The organism is Pseudomonas sp. P97.38 (assembly GCF_001269745.1).
GTDB classification, from domain to species: domain Bacteria; phylum Pseudomonadota; class Gammaproteobacteria; order Pseudomonadales; family Pseudomonadaceae; genus Aquipseudomonas; species Aquipseudomonas chlororaphis_E.
Map to the genome: position 1 here is coordinate 140,970 of NZ_LHVJ01000024.1, position 13,782 is coordinate 154,751.

At 66.7% G+C, this 13,782-nt stretch carries 14 protein-coding genes; all 14 read left to right on the plus strand.

The annotated features are described in order from the left end of the window. The first annotated feature begins 18 nt into the window (after positions 1-18). The 14 genes from AD664_RS18580 to AD664_RS18645 are packed head-to-tail and all read left to right on the plus strand — an operon-like array spanning position 19 to position 13,774. Positions 19-753, plus strand: a complete 735-nt coding sequence (locus tag AD664_RS18580; protein ID WP_042727928.1) for a glycosyltransferase family 2 protein — start codon at positions 19-21, stop codon at positions 751-753. Beyond that, positions 750-1,694, plus strand: coding sequence for a glycosyl transferase (locus tag AD664_RS18585; protein WP_042727929.1), 945 nt, complete (start codon positions 750-752; stop codon positions 1,692-1,694). The genes AD664_RS18580 and AD664_RS18585 overlap by 4 nt, the downstream gene beginning before the upstream one ends. Further along, entirely contained in the window at positions 1,675-3,219 is a 1,545-nt protein-coding gene (gene hutH / locus AD664_RS18590; protein WP_042727930.1) for a histidine ammonia-lyase, read from the plus strand. The genes AD664_RS18585 and hutH overlap by 20 nt, the downstream gene beginning before the upstream one ends. After that, positions 3,212-3,637, plus strand: a complete 426-nt coding sequence (locus AD664_RS18595; RefSeq protein WP_053148485.1) for a thioesterase family protein — start codon at positions 3,212-3,214, stop codon at positions 3,635-3,637. The genes hutH and AD664_RS18595 overlap by 8 nt, the downstream gene beginning before the upstream one ends. Beyond that, positions 3,634-4,227 carry an outer membrane lipoprotein carrier protein LolA gene (locus AD664_RS18600; protein ID WP_053148488.1) on the plus strand — a complete coding sequence of 198 codons (594 nt, stop codon included), beginning with the start codon at positions 3,634-3,636 and terminating at the stop codon, positions 4,225-4,227. The genes AD664_RS18595 and AD664_RS18600 overlap by 4 nt, the downstream gene beginning before the upstream one ends. Next, positions 4,211-6,547, plus strand: a complete 2,337-nt coding sequence (locus AD664_RS18605; RefSeq protein ID WP_053148491.1) for an MMPL family transporter — start codon at positions 4,211-4,213, stop codon at positions 6,545-6,547. Before AD664_RS18600 ends, AD664_RS18605 begins: the two co-directional genes overlap by 17 nt. Beyond that, positions 6,544-7,701, plus strand: coding sequence for a hypothetical protein (locus AD664_RS18610; RefSeq protein WP_053148494.1), 1,158 nt, complete (start codon positions 6,544-6,546; stop codon positions 7,699-7,701). Before AD664_RS18605 ends, AD664_RS18610 begins: the two co-directional genes overlap by 4 nt. After that, on the plus strand, positions 7,688-8,947 hold the full coding sequence (locus tag AD664_RS18615) for an NAD(P)/FAD-dependent oxidoreductase (protein WP_053148497.1): 1,260 nt from the start codon (positions 7,688-7,690) through the stop codon (positions 8,945-8,947). The genes AD664_RS18610 and AD664_RS18615 overlap by 14 nt, the downstream gene beginning before the upstream one ends. Then, entirely contained in the window at positions 8,944-9,672 is a 729-nt protein-coding gene (locus tag AD664_RS18620) for a class I SAM-dependent methyltransferase (RefSeq protein ID WP_053148500.1), read from the plus strand. The genes AD664_RS18615 and AD664_RS18620 overlap by 4 nt, the downstream gene beginning before the upstream one ends. Continuing rightward, a complete protein-coding gene (locus AD664_RS18625; protein ID WP_053148501.1) occupies positions 9,669-10,166 on the plus strand; it encodes a DUF3261 domain-containing protein in 498 nt (165 codons plus the stop codon). Before AD664_RS18620 ends, AD664_RS18625 begins: the two co-directional genes overlap by 4 nt. Beyond that, positions 10,163-11,359: a beta-ketoacyl-[acyl-carrier-protein] synthase family protein gene (locus AD664_RS18630; RefSeq protein WP_053148502.1), complete on the plus strand. Its 1,197-nt coding sequence runs from the start codon at positions 10,163-10,165 to the stop codon at positions 11,357-11,359. Before AD664_RS18625 ends, AD664_RS18630 begins: the two co-directional genes overlap by 4 nt. Continuing rightward, on the plus strand, positions 11,356-11,823 hold the full coding sequence (locus AD664_RS18635; protein WP_053148503.1) for a hotdog family protein: 468 nt from the start codon (positions 11,356-11,358) through the stop codon (positions 11,821-11,823). The genes AD664_RS18630 and AD664_RS18635 overlap by 4 nt, the downstream gene beginning before the upstream one ends. Next, positions 11,820-12,548, plus strand: a complete 729-nt coding sequence (fabG, locus tag AD664_RS18640) for a 3-oxoacyl-ACP reductase FabG (RefSeq protein WP_042727940.1) — start codon at positions 11,820-11,822, stop codon at positions 12,546-12,548. The genes AD664_RS18635 and fabG overlap by 4 nt, the downstream gene beginning before the upstream one ends. Beyond that, the gene (locus tag AD664_RS18645) at positions 12,548-13,774 is read left to right on the plus strand and encodes a beta-ketoacyl-ACP synthase (RefSeq protein ID WP_042727941.1); all 1,227 of its coding nucleotides are present in this window, start codon (positions 12,548-12,550) and stop codon (positions 13,772-13,774) included. The genes fabG and AD664_RS18645 overlap by 1 nt, the downstream gene beginning before the upstream one ends. The last annotated feature ends 8 nt before the right edge of the window (positions 13,775-13,782 follow it).

The window sequence follows — 13,782 nt, forward strand, 5'->3', positions numbered from 1 at the left end:
CGTCGGAGGCCAGGAACCATGCATAACCCCTGCGCCGTCATCCCCGTCTACAACCACGAAACCGCCCTCACGGCGGTGGTCCAGGCGTTGCTCGCCCATGGCCTGCCCTGCGTGTTGGTGGACGATGCCAGCAGCCCGTCCTGCGCGGCGGTGCTGGAACGCCTGGCCGAGGATGAGCGGGTGCATCTGGTCAGGCTGGCGGTCAACCAGGGCAAGGGCGGCGCCGTCATGACCGGGCTGCGGGAAGCATCGCGCCTGGGCTTCACCCACGCCTTGCAGGTGGATGCCGACGGGCAGCACGACCTCGGCGACGTGAACACCTTCATCGAGCAGTCCCGCGCCTACCCCGACGCCCTGATCTGCGGCTACCCCCACTACGACGCCAGCGTGCCGAAAGGCCGGCTGTACGCGCGCTACCTGACCCACGTGATGGTCTGGATCAACAGCCTGTCCCTGCAAATCCGCGACTCCATGTGCGGCTTCCGGGTCTACCCGCTGCCCCCGACGCTGGCGCTGATCGGCTCGGCCAACATCGGCAAGCGCATGGATTTCGATTCGGACATCCTGGTGCGCCTGGCCTGGCGCAACCAACCGATGCGCTGGCTGCACACCCGGGTGCATTACCCCCAGGACGGTGTCTCGCACTTTCGCCTGTTCCACGACAACGTGCTGATCTCCAGCATGCATACCCGGTTGTTCTTCGGCATGCTGGTGCGCCTGCCGCTGATTCTCTGGCGACGGTGGCGGGCATGAGCCTCGACGCGGACAAACAACACTGGGCCGACCGCCAGGAGCGCGGCAGCTTCTGGCTGATGAAACTCACCGCGTTCGCCGCCAAGGTCCTGGGCCGGCGCCTGCTGACGCCGGTGCTCTACGGCATCGTGCTGTACTTCTTCATTTTCGGCCGCAGCGCTCGCCAGGCCGCCTGGCAATACCAGCAACGCCTGGCCGAATGGAGCGCGCGCCCCGAACTGCGTCCGACCCGCCGGCGGGTGTTCGGGCAGTTCATGGCGTTCGCCGACTCCCTGCTCGACAAGCTCGATGTCTGGAACGGCAAGCTGAGCATCGAGCAGATCGAGATCGTCGACACCGCGCTGCTGCGCAATCACCTGCGTGACGCCCGTGGGCAGATGCTGGTGGGCGCGCACCTGGGCAACCTGGAAATGTGCCGGGCCCTGGCCGAGCTGGGCGAGAAGGTCACCATGAACGTGCTGGTGCACACCAAGCACGCCGAGCAATTCAACCGTTTGCTGGGCGAAGCCGGCGCCACGCACCTGCGCCTGATCCAGGTCAGCGAGCTGGACCCGGCCGTGATGCTGCAACTGAGCGAGCGCCTGGAGCGCGGCGAGTGGCTGGCAATTGCCGGCGACCGCGTGCCCCTGCACGGCGGACGCAGCGTGACCGTGGACTTCATGGGCCACCCGGCCGCCTTTCCCCAGGGACCGTGGCTGATGGCCGGCCTGCTCAAATGCCCGGTCAACCTGCTGATGTGCCTCAAGCACGAGGGGCGTTACCGCGTCACCCTCGAACCTTTCGCCGACGCCGTGGTGTGGAAACGCAGCGAACGCGAGCAAGTGATCGCCCACTGGGCCGGCCGCTACGCCGAGCGCCTGGCGCAATTCTGCCTCCAGGGGCCCCAACAGTGGTTCAACTTTTACCCTTTCTGGAAGACCGATGACGATGCCCACTCTTGAGCCGGTAATCTTTGGCGAACGCCCCTTGCGCATCGAAGAGGTGCTGGCCCTGGCCAACCGTCAGGCGCCGACGCAGTTGCAGGACGACCCGGCGTTCCGCCAGCGCATCGCCAAGGGCGCGCAGTTCCTCGACTCCCTGCTGGACAAGGAAGGCGTGATTTATGGCGTGACCACCGGCTACGGCGATTCCTGCGTGGTGGCGGTGCCGCTGCACCACGTCGAGGCCCTGCCGCGTCACCTCTACACGTTCCACGGCTGCGGCCTGGGCAAGCTGCTGGACGCCCAGGCCACCCGCGCGGTGCTGGCCGCGCGCTTGCAGTCGCTGTGCCACGGCGTGTCCGGGGTGCGGATCGAATTGCTGGAGCGCCTCCAGGCCTTTCTTGAACACGACATCCTGCCGCTGATTCCGGAAGAGGGCTCGGTCGGTGCCAGCGGCGACCTCACGCCGCTGTCCTACGTGGCCGCGACGCTCTCCGGCGAACGCGAGGTGATGTTCCGGGGCGAACGTCGGCAGGCCGCCGATGTGCACCGCGAACTGGGCTGGACCCCACTGGTGTTGCGCCCCAAGGAAGCCCTGGCGCTGATGAACGGCACCGCCGTGATGACCGGGCTGGCGTGCCTGGCTTTCGCCCGGGCCGATTACCTGCTGCAACTGGCCACCCGCATCACCGCGTTGAACGTCGTCGCCCTGCAAGGCAACCCCGAGCACTTCGACGAACGCCTGTTCGCCGCCAAGCCGCACCCAGGGCAAATGCAGGTCGCCGCGTGGCTGCGCCAGGACCTGGCGATCGACGCACCGACCGCGCCGCTGCATCGCCTGCAAGACCGCTACTCCCTGCGCTGCGCGCCCCACGTGCTCGGCGTGCTGGCCGACAGCCTGAACTGGCTGCGCGCGTTCATCGAGACCGAACTCAACAGCGCCAACGACAACCCGATCATCGACGCCGAAGCCGAACGGGTGCTGCACGGCGGGCATTTCTACGGCGGTCACATTGCCTTCGCCATGGACAGCCTGAAGAACCTGGTGGCCAACGTCGCCGACCTGCTCGACCGGCAACTCGCCCTGCTGGTGGACGAGCGCTACAACCATGGCCTGCCGAGCAACCTGTCGGGCGCCAGCGCCGACCGGGCGATGCTCAACCATGGCTTCAAGGCCGTGCAGATCGGCACCAGCGCCTGGACCGCCGAAGCCTTGAAGAACACCCTGCCGGCCAGCGTGTTCTCGCGCTCCACCGAATGCCACAACCAGGACAAGGTGAGCATGGGCACCATCGCCGCCCGGGACGCGATCCGGGTACTGGAACTGACCGAACAGGTCGCCGCCGCCACGCTGCTGGCGGCCCACCAAGGCGTGTGGCTGCGCAGCCGTGCCGAAGACGCACGACCGCTGCCGCCGGCACTGGCCGCCATGCACGCCGAACTGGCCGAGGATTTCGCCCCGGTGATCGAAGACCGTGCCCTGGAAGGTGAACTGCGCCTTTGCCTGCAACGCATCGCCGAGCAACACTGGAGGCTGCATGCGTAGTCAGGGTGTGTTGCACGTAGAGACACAGGTCGTCGTGCCGTTTTTCGACGTCGACTCGATGAACGTGGTCTGGCACGGCCACTACGTCAAATACCTGGAAGTGGCCCGTTGCGCCTTGCTCGACCAGATCGGCCACAACTACAACGACATGCTCGAATCCGGCCATGCGTGGCCGGTGATCGACCTGCAACTGCGCTACGTGCGCAGCGCGGTGTTCGGCCAGACGCTGACCGTACGCGCCAGCCTGGTGGAATGGGAAAACCGTCTGAAGATCAATTACCTGATCAGCGACGCCAGCACCGGCGAACGCCTGACGCGGGCCAGTTCGGTGCAGGTGGCGGTGGAGATCGCCAGCCGTGAAATGCTGCTGGCCTCGCCGCGGGTCTTCGTCGAAGCCGTTGAAAGGATGCTGCCATGAAACGCCTGTGCACCTGGTTGTTGCTGTGCTGCCTGTCGCCTTTGGCCCAGGCGTTCGACCTGCAACAGTTGAGCGAGCAACTGGCCCGCCCGGAAGTAATCCACGGCCCGTTCGTCCAGGAAAAACACCTGCGCGCCCTGCCCCAGCCGCTGATCAGCAAGGGCCGCTTCGTCCTGGCGAAAAACCACGGCCTGCTCTGGCTGCTGCAAACCCCGCTGCAACAGGACTACCGCATCACCGCCCAAGGCATCGCCCGACGAGACGGGAATGCCTGGCAAATGCTGCCAAACAAGAGCGCTGGCGCCGAACAGAACCGGCTGTTCCTGGCGGTCCTGCAGGGCGACAGCAGCGGCCTGCTGCGAGATTTCGAACTGAGCCTGGCGGGCGAGCCGCAGCAATGGAAGCTCACCCTGACCCCGCGTTCGGTGTTGCTCAAGCAGGTGTTCAACCAGATCAACATCGAAGGCGGCGAACTGGTACAGCGTATCGAGCTGATGGAGACCCAGGGCGACCGCACGGTGCTGCGCATGCAGGACAGCGTCGCCACGCAACCCTTGAGCGAAGCGGAGCAACATGATTTTGCGAAGTGAACGCAGGCTTCCAAGGCTGTTCCTGATCGTGCTGCTGGCGGTGCTGGCGCTTGCCGGTTGGCAATGGCGCCACGGCGCGCCGCTGTCGGCCAACCTGATGGAACTGGTGCCGGGCGTTTCACCCGATGCCTTGGAGCTCGTCGCCGAGCAACGCATGCAAGAACCGCTGAACCGCGAAGTGCTGGTGCTGGTCGGTCACGCTGACCGCCCGCACGCCATCGCCCTGGCGCAAGCGCTCGGCCAGCAGTGGCAGGCCAGCGGCCTGTTCGACAAGGTCCAGTGGACATTGCAGGCCGACCTGCCTGCGCTGCGCACACAGTTGCTCGACGGACGCCTGACGATGCTGTCGACGGCGGACCGGCAGCAACTGATCGACCAACCCCAGGCGTTCATCCAGCAACGGGTGCAGGCGTTGTTCGACCCGTTCAGCGGCTTCAGCCTGGTGCCCAGCCAGGACGATTGGCTGGGCCTGACCGGCCGTATCCAGAACAGCCAACCCCAGCGCGGCGCCATCCAACTGGACGTGGGCAGCGGCGCGCTGGTCGCCGATGCGGACGGCAAAAGCTGGGTGATGCTGCGGGCCCGCACCCGCGGCAACGCCTTCGACATGAACCTGCCGTTGCAAGTGGCCGACCTGCTGCAACGCAGCCGCGACCAGGCGACCCAGGCCCAGGGCCAACTGCTGGCGGCCAGCGGCCTGCTGTATGCCGCCGCCGGCCAGCAACAGGCCTCCCGGGAAATCACCTGGGTCGGTGGTGGCGCCACGGTGGGCATCCTGTTGCTGCTGTTGCTGGCCTTCGGACGCCTGCGGGTGTGGCTGGCGTTCGTGCCGGTGCTGGTCGGCATGCTGTTCGGCACCGTGGCGTGCGTGGCGCTGTTCGGCCGCATGCACGTCATGACCCTGGTGCTGGGTTCCAGCTTGATCGGCGTGGCGGTCGACTACCCGCTGCACTACCTGTCCAAGAGCTGGAGCCTCAAGCCATGGCGCAGTTGGCCGGCCCTGCGCCTGACCCTGCCAGGGTTGAGCCTGAGCCTGATCACCACCTGCATCGGCTACCTGGCCCTGGCCTGGACACCGTTCCCGGCCCTGACCCAGATCGCCCTGTTTTCCGCCGCCGGGCTGCTTGGTGCCTACTTGAGCGCGGTGTGCCTGCTGCCCGCGCTGCTCAAGGGCGCCGACCTGCGCCCCGCCCAATGGCCGCTGCGGCTGTGCGAGTGCCTGCTCCAGGCCCGCGAAGCCTTGCTGGCGCGGGTAGCCACGCCCATTCTGCTGGGGCTGCTGCTGGTCTTTTGTGCCGGCGGCCTCTGGCACCTGTCGACGAAAAACGACATTCGCCAGTGGATCGGCACGCCCCAGCACCTCACTGACGAGGCCCGCGAGGTGGCGCGCATCACCGGGTTCCAACCCACCAGCCAGTTCTTCCTGATTCGCGCCGACAACCAGGCCCAGTTGCTGGAGCGCCAGACCGCCCTCAACGAGCGGCTGGACCAGCTCGTCGGCCTGGAAAAACTCCAGGGCTACCTGTCACTCAACCAACTGGTCAGCCCGCCGGCCGAACAGCAGAGAGTCCGCGAGGCCCTGGCCCGGCTGCCGGCGTTCTGGCAACCGTTGCTGGACCTCGGCGTGCCGGTCGCGGCACTGCAGGCGGAGCTGGCGCAATTGCAGGCACTGCCAGTGCAAGACATCGACGCCGCGCTGACCGGACCGTTGGCCGAGCCGTACCGCACCCTCTGGCTCGGCCCGACCGCCCAGGGCGTGGCGGCCATGATCAGCCTGCAAGGCTTGAACGACGCCGCGCTGTTGCGGGTACAGGCCGTGGACCTGCCCGGCGTGCAACTGGTGGATCGCCTGGGCGACCTGAATAGGGTCTTTGCCGCCACGCAGATCAGCGCCGCCGAGCTGAAACTGGCCTCCTGCGCGCTGATCGTGCTGGTGCTGATCTGGCCCTTCGGCCTTGGCGCAGCCTTGCGCATCGTCGCCCTGCCGCTGCTGGCGGCGTTGTGCAGCCTGGCGAGCCTCGGCTGGCTGGGGCAGCCGCTGACCCTGTTCAGCTTGTTCGGCCTGTTGCTGGTGACGGCCATCGGCGTCGACTACGCAATCCTGATGCGCGAACAGATCGGTGGCGCCGCCGTGAGCCTGCTGGGCACCCTGCTGGCGGCGGTCACCACCTGGCTGTCGTTCGGCCTGCTGGCGCTGTCCAGCACCCCGGCGGTGAGCAATTTCGGCTTGGCGGTAAGCCTGGGGCTGGCCTTCAGCTTCATGCTCGCGCCATGGGCCGGGCACCGGGCCCACGATGCCGTCCTGGAGCCCGCGTCATGATGATCCTGCTGTTCTGGCTCATGGCCCTGGGTTTGTTTGCCGCCGCCACGCGCCTGGGCCGGCGGTTCGGGCTGATCCCGATCGTCAGCCAGTTGCTGCTGGCAAGCCTTGGCCTGCCGTTGCTGATGTATTTCTGGGTCGAGCCCGGCTGGCAACTCAGCGGCGCACAACTGGTGTCGCCGTTGTGGCTGAAGAACCTCTACAGCCTCGCGTTTGCCGTGTTGCTGGGGCACATCCTCAGCGACGTGATCGACCTGCGCCTGGACCGTCAGAGCGTGAAGATCGCCCTGCCGAGCTTCGCCGTGCCGTTTGCCTGCGGCCTGGCGACGGCGCTCTGGCTATTGCCGCCCCAGCCCTGGATCAGTTCCCTGGCCGTGGGCCTGCTGTTCGCAATCACCGCGATCCCCGTGTTGTATCTGTACCTGCGCCACATCGACTACCCGCCTGCCGCCACCCGGCGGCTGGTGCAAACGGCGATCCTCATCGACCTGGCCTGCTGGAGCCTGTTCGGCCTGGCCCAGGGTAGCCTGCACTTGGGCAGCCTGTTGCTGCCTCTGGCCGGTGCCTGCCTGCCGCTGGTGTTGCGCCTGCTGGGCTTGCGCCAGCCGTTGCTGCACAGCGGCCTGTTCTTCGCGCTGTTGGTGGTGGCTGAGCATTACCGGCTCAACGCGCTGATCGTCGGCATCGGCTACCTGCTGTGCATGGCCGCGCTCAAGGTGCCGCTGGTGCTGCCGCTCAACGCGGCCTGGATGCAGGGCTTGCAGACCTACCTGGCCATCCCGCTGATCCTTACGTTCGGCATCGTCCAGATCAACGTCCACAGCGTCCTCGACAGCCTCGGCGCCCTGCAACTGGCGGCGTTGCTGCTGTTGCCGATTGCCAGCAAACTGTTGGGCAACTGGCTGGGGCTGGGATGGGCCGGCGCGTCGTTCGCCGGTGCCAGTCGCTGGCGTGAAAGCGTCTTGCTGAATATCCGCGGCTTGAGTGAAATCGTGTTCCTCAACCTGCTCTTGCAACAACAGCTCATCAGCCCGGCGTTGTACTTCACGCTGATGCTGATGGGGCTGATCGCGACATTGCTGCCGGCCGTCGCCGGCTTCCACCGTCTACCCTTGATTGCCGCCCCGGCCAGGAGCCCCCGTGCCAACAGTTGAAATGGAACGTCGACAGGTCGTCATCATCGGCGCAGGCCCTTCCGGCGCCATCGCCAGCGCCTTGCTCAAGCGCAAGGGCCACGACGTGCTGGTCATCGAGCGCCAGCATTTCCCACGCTTCTCCATTGGCGAGAGCCTGCTGTCCCACTGCCTGGATTTCGTCGAGGAAGCCGGCATGCTCGAGGCGGTCAATGCCGCCGGGTTCCAGCGCAAGAATGGCGCGGCATTCGCCTGGGGCGAGCGCTACAGCGCCTTCGATTTCGGTGACACGTTCAGCGCCGGCAAACCCACGACCTTCCAGGTGCAACGCGCCGACTTCGACAAGTTGCTGGCCGACCAGGCCGCGCTGCAAGGCGTGGAGATCCGCTATGGCCAAGCCATCACCCAGGCCGATTTCAGCCTCGACCGGCCACAACTGGCGGTGCAGCGCGAAGACGGCAGCGAGTACCGGGTGCAGGCCGATTTTGTCCTCGATGCCAGTGGCTACGGCCGGGTCCTGCCACGCCTGCTGGACCTGGAAGCGCCGTCGAACTTCCCGGTGCGCCAGGCGGTGTTCACTCACATCGAGGATCGCATCGACGCGCCGACGTTCGACCGGGAAAAGATCCTGATCACCACCCACCCGACCCAGCGCGACGTGTGGTTCTGGACCATTCCGTTCAGCGGAGGACGCTGCTCGGTGGGCGTGGTGGCGGCCGCGGAGCATTTCGCCGGCCGCACCGACGACCTCGATGCTTGCCTGCGCGGTTTCATCGACGAAACCCCGAGCCTGGCCGGCGTGTTGCGCAACGCGCTGTGGGACACCCCGGCGCGGACCATCGGCGGCTACTCGGCCAATGTCAAAGCCCTGCACGGCCCGGGCTTCGCCCTGCTGGGCAACGCGGCGGAATTCCTCGACCCGGTGTTTTCCTCCGGGGTGACCATCGCCATGCGTTCGGCGAGCATGGCCGCCGACGTGCTGCATCGCCAGTTGCAAGGCGAAACCGTGGATTGGCAAGGCGAATTCGCCGAGCCCCTCAAGCGCGGCGTCGACACCTTCCGCTGCTATGTCGAGGGCTGGTACGCCGGCACCTTCCAGGACGTGATTTTCTACACCGAAGGCTCGGCCGACATCCGCCGCATGATCAGCTCGATCCTGGCCGGCTATGCCTGGGATGAGCGCAACCCGTTCGTCAGCGAGCCCAAGCGCCGCCTGCGCATGCTCTCGGAAATCTGCGCGAGCCCGGCGCCGGGTCAGCAGCCATGAACTACCTGAGCGACAACTACGTCGAAGAGACCCGCTTCGGGTTCTGGTTCCTGCGCAGCCACACCTGGCAACACCACGTGCTGCGGGTGGCGATCAATGACCTGCGCGGCCTGTTCAACAGTCCGCAGCCAACCGCCCCGGTGCTGTTGGACGCCGGCTGCGGCCAGGGCAAGTCGTTCCAGTACCTGCGCCAGGCCTTCGCACCGCAGCGCCTGATCGGCGTCGACGCCGACCCCCACAGCCTGGCACTGAGCGCCGAGGAAGCCGCGCGCCAGGGCATGGCCGTGGAGCTGATCGGCAGCGACTGCGCGCAACTGGCGGTGCCGGATGCCAGCGTCGACCTGCTGTTCTGCCACCAGACCTTCCACCACCTGGTGGAACAGGAAAAGGCCCTCGCCGAGTTCCATCGGGTGCTCAAGCCCGGCGGCTACCTGATGTTCGCCGAATCCACCGAAGCCTACATCGACACCTGGGTGATCCGCTGGCTGTTCCGGCACCCCATGCACGTGCAGAAAAGCGCCGCGCAATACCTGGACATGATCCGCCACCAGGGTTTCCAGTTCGAGCCAGCCAACGTCTCCTACCCGTACCTGTGGTGGAGTCGCGCCAAAGACTTCGGCCTGCTGGAGCGCTTTGGCCTGCGCCGCCCCAAGCCGTTCGGCGAGCGTGAGGAAACCCTGGTCAACGTGGTAGCCCGCAAGCCGCTCGAAGGGGCCGGCGAATGATCCGCACCGCCTTTCGCAACGCCCTGCTGGTCGGCTGCCTGCTGTTGCTCGGCGCCTGCGCCAGCCGTGTGCAGCTGCCCGAGCAGACGCCAACCCTGGCCCTGCCGATGCAATTGCACATCGAACGGCAACTGGCCGGGCAACGCCTGGACTGGTTGCTGGTGATCCAGCGCGAAGGCACCGGCATCCGCTGGTCGATGATGGACCCGCTGGGCATTCCGGTGGCCCGTCAGCGCCTGGTCGATGGCGCGTGGCAAGCCGACGGCCTGCTGCCGCCCAACGCCGAGGCCCGCGAGCTGTTCGCCGCCCTGTTGTTCGCCCTGACGCCTGCCGCCGAGTTGGCCGGCAACTACCCGAGCGCCCGGCAGCAGGGAGCGCAACGCAGCCTCGACCCTCGCTGGCAGGTGCGCTACCAGCAGCCGCAGGCTTTTGACCTGAGCCTGCCCCAAGGCCTGCACTACCGCATCACACCGTTGACCGAGAACGCGCCATGACCGCCTATTTGAATGCCCTGGGCGTGATCTGCGCCCTGGGCCGCGACAAGCGCACCGTGGCGCGCAACCTGTTTGCCGGCGACTGCTCGGGCGTGCGCGTCGAAGCCGGCTGGGTCGCTGAACGGGCATTGCCGGTCGCCGCGGTGACGGGCGAGCTCGCGGCCATCCCCCCGGCACTGGCCGCGCAAAACAGTCGCAACAATCAGCTGCTGCTGGAAGCTGGCTTGCAGATCCGCCCTGACATCGACCGGGCCATCGAGGCCTACGGTCGCGCGCGCATCGGCATTGTGCTGGGCACCAGCACCTCGGGCATCGACGAAGCCAGCCAGGGCATCGCCCATTACCTGCGCGAGCAGCGCTTTCCCGAGGGCTACGACTACCAGCAACAGGAACTCAGCGCGCCGGCCAACTTCCTGTCCGACTGGCTCGACCTGGGCGGTCCGTCCTACGTGATTTCCACCGCCTGCACCTCCAGTGCCCGCGCCTTGATGAGCGCGCGCCGCCTGCTGGACCTGGGCCTGTGCGATGCGGTGATCTGCGGCGGGGTCGACAGCTTGTGCAAGCTGACCCTCAACGGCTTTTCGGCGCTCGAAGCGGTGTCGAGCGAGCGCTGCAATCCGTTTTCGGTGAACCGCAGCGGCATCAACATTGGCGAAGCGGCAGTGCTGTTCCTGATGAGCAGGACGCCCGGCGCTGGCCCCTCGATTGCCCTGCTGGGCGATGGCGCCAGTTCCGATGCCCACCATATTTCCGCCCCGGAGCCCAGCGGCCGCGGTGCCCGCCAGGCCATGGAAAAAGCCCTGCGCAGCGCCGGCCTCGACGCCGGCCAGATCGACTATCTGAACCTGCACGGCACTGCCACCCAACACAACGACGCCATGGAGAGCCAGGCTGTGGCCGGGCTGTTTCCGGCAGGCGTGCCCTGCTCGTCCACAAAGCCCCTGACCGGCCACACCCTCGGCGCCGCCGGGGCCCTGGAAGCGGCGTTCTGCTGGCTGGCCCTGAGCGCCGACAACACCGCCCAGGCCCTGCCACCGCACGTCTGGGACGGCCAAGCCGATCCCGAGCTGCCGGCGCTGGGCCTGACCCAGGCCGACAGCCGCCTCAACCCGACTTTCCCGCGCCGCCTGATGAGCAACTCATTCGCCTTCGGTGGCAACAACGTCAGCCTGATTATCGGAGACGCCCCATGATTGACTGGCCGCTCGCCGAACTGCTGCCCCACGCCGGCGACATGATCCTGATCGACCGGGTCGTCGCCTTCGATGACGAGCAGATCCATACCCGTACCCTGGTCAAGCCTGGCAGCCTGTTCAGTCGCGACGACGGCGCCTTGCCGGCCTGGGTCGGCATCGAACTGATGGCCCAGAGCGTGGCCGCGTTTGCCGGCTGCCATGCGCGCCAGCGCGGCGATGCCGTGGCGCTGGGCTTCCTGCTCGGCACCCGCAAGTTCGAGTGCAACGTCGAGCACTTTCCAGCCGGCACCGAGTTGGCCATCCACGGTGTGCGCTCGCTGGAAGACGACAACGGCATGGGCGTGTTCGAATGCCATATCCATGCGCCCGGCATCCATGCCACCGCCCGCTTGAACGTGTTCCGCCCACCCCAGGCCGCCCATTACCTCAACGAACCGTCCGCAACAGGAAACCTGCCATGACTGAATCCGTACTGGTCACCGGCTCCAGCCGTGGCATCGGCCGCGCCATCGCCCTGCGCCTGGCCCAGGCCGGGCACGACATCGTGCTGCATTGCCGCAGCGGCCGCGCCGAGGCCGAAGCCGTCCAGGCCGACATCCAGGCACTGGGCCGCCAGGCGCGGGTGCTGCAATTCGACGTCAGCGACCGCGCCGCCTGCAAGGCCATCCTGGAGGCCGATGTCGAGGCCCACGGCGCCTACTACGGCGTGGTGCTCAACGCCGGGCTGACTCGCGACGGCGCCTTCCCGGCCCTGAGCGAAGACGACTGGGACACGGTGATGCGCACCAACCTCGACGGTTTCTACAATGTGCTGCACCCGGTGATGATGCCGATGATCCGTCGGCGCGCTGCCGGGCGGATCGTGTGCATGACCTCGGTATCGGGGCTGATCGGCAATCGCGGCCAGGTCAACTACAGCGCCTCCAAAGCCGGCTTGATCGGCGCGGCCAAGGCGTTGGCAATCGAACTGGCCAAGCGCAAGATCACCGTCAATTGCGTCGCGCCCGGGCTGATCGACACGGCCATGCTCGATGAAAACGTACCCGTGGAAGAACTGATGAAGATGATCCCCGCCCAGCGCATGGGCACCCCGGAAGAAGTGGCTGGCGCGGTGAATTTCCTGATGTCCGCCGAAGCCGGCTACATCACCCGGCAGGTCCTGGCCGTCAACGGAGGCTTGTGCTGATGAAGCGCGTCGTTGTCACCGGCATGGCCGGCATCACCTCCGTGGGCAGCGATTGGGAAACCATCGCCGCCAACTTCGCCGCCAACCGCAGCGGCATCCGGCACATGGAAGAGTGGGACCGCTTCACCGAACTGAACACCCGCCTGGCCGGGCCGATCGACGACTTCCAGGTCCCGGCCCACTGGACGCGCAAGCAACTGCGCAGCATGGGCCGGGTTTCACGCCTGGCGGTGGCCGCGGCGGAACAGGCCCTGGCCGATGCGGGCCTGTTGGGCGACGAGTCGATCAAGGACGGGCGCATGGGCGTGTCCTGCGGCTCGTCCACCGGCAGCACCGACGAGATCAAGGCGTTTGGCAACATGCTGCTCAACAGCGTGGCCGAAGGCCTGAATGCCAACTCCTACGTGCGGATGATGCCCCACACCACGGCGGCCAACATCAGCATTTTCTTTGGCCTGACCGGGCGCCTGATCCCCACGTCCAGTGCCTGCACCAGTGGCAGCCATGGCATCGGCTATGCCTATGAGGCGATCAAGTTCGGACGCCTGCCACTGATGCTCGCCGGCGGCGCCGAAGAACTGTGCCCGACCGAAGCGATGGTCTTCGACGCGCTCTACGCCACCAGCCTGAAAAACGACGCGCCGCAAACCAGCCCGCGCCCCTACGACAAGGGTCGCGATGGTTTGGTGATCGGCGAAGGCGCCGGCATGCTGGTGCTCGAAGAACTGGAGCACGCCTTGGCCCGGGGCGCGCGGATCCACGCCGAGATCGTCGGCTTCGGCAGCAACGCCGACGGCCAGCACGCCACCCGTCCCGAACTGAGCACCATGCGCCGGGCCATGGAACTGGCCCTGGAAGACGCGGGCCTGGCGCCTGCTGCCATCGGCTACGTCAACGGTCACGGCACCGCGACCGAACAGGGCGACATCGCCGAAACCCTGGCCACCAGCAGCCTGTTTGGCGAACGCATGCCCATCAGCTCGCAGAAAAGCTTCCTCGGCCACACCCTGGGCGCCTGCGGCGCGCTGGAATCGTGGTTCAGCATCGAAATGCTCAACCGCGACCTCTACGTACACACCTTCAACCTCGACGAGGTTGATCCCGAATGCGGCAAGCTTGATTATCTGCGCGACGCGTTCCGGCCGATGAGCCATGAATACGTGATGAACAACAACTTCGCCTTTGGCGGGGTCAATACTTCGCTGATTTTCCGCCGCTGGCGCTGAATCGGATT

Bases quoted from the DNA above. Each gene is read 5' to 3' on its own strand.
- AD664_RS18580 (WP_042727928.1), top strand. From the start codon at position 19: ATGCATAACCCCTGCGCCGTCATCCCCGTCTACAACCACGAAACCGCC.
- AD664_RS18585 (WP_042727929.1), top strand. From the start codon at position 750: ATGAGCCTCGACGCGGACAAACAACACTGGGCCGACCGCCAGGAGCGC.
- hutH (WP_042727930.1), top strand. From the start codon at position 1,675: ATGACGATGCCCACTCTTGAGCCGGTAATCTTTGGCGAACGCCCCTTG.
- AD664_RS18595 (WP_053148485.1), top strand. From the start codon at position 3,212: ATGCGTAGTCAGGGTGTGTTGCACGTAGAGACACAGGTCGTCGTGCCG.
- AD664_RS18600 (WP_053148488.1), top strand. From the start codon at position 3,634: ATGAAACGCCTGTGCACCTGGTTGTTGCTGTGCTGCCTGTCGCCTTTG.
- AD664_RS18605 (WP_053148491.1), top strand. From the start codon at position 4,211: ATGATTTTGCGAAGTGAACGCAGGCTTCCAAGGCTGTTCCTGATCGTG.
- AD664_RS18610 (WP_053148494.1), top strand. From the start codon at position 6,544: ATGATGATCCTGCTGTTCTGGCTCATGGCCCTGGGTTTGTTTGCCGCC.
- AD664_RS18620 (WP_053148500.1), top strand. From the start codon at position 8,944: ATGAACTACCTGAGCGACAACTACGTCGAAGAGACCCGCTTCGGGTTC.
- AD664_RS18625 (WP_053148501.1), top strand. From the start codon at position 9,669: ATGATCCGCACCGCCTTTCGCAACGCCCTGCTGGTCGGCTGCCTGCTG.
- AD664_RS18630 (WP_053148502.1), top strand. From the start codon at position 10,163: ATGACCGCCTATTTGAATGCCCTGGGCGTGATCTGCGCCCTGGGCCGC.
- AD664_RS18635 (WP_053148503.1), top strand. From the start codon at position 11,356: ATGATTGACTGGCCGCTCGCCGAACTGCTGCCCCACGCCGGCGACATG.
- fabG (WP_042727940.1), top strand. From the start codon at position 11,820: ATGACTGAATCCGTACTGGTCACCGGCTCCAGCCGTGGCATCGGCCGC.
- AD664_RS18645 (WP_042727941.1), top strand. From the start codon at position 12,548: ATGAAGCGCGTCGTTGTCACCGGCATGGCCGGCATCACCTCCGTGGGC.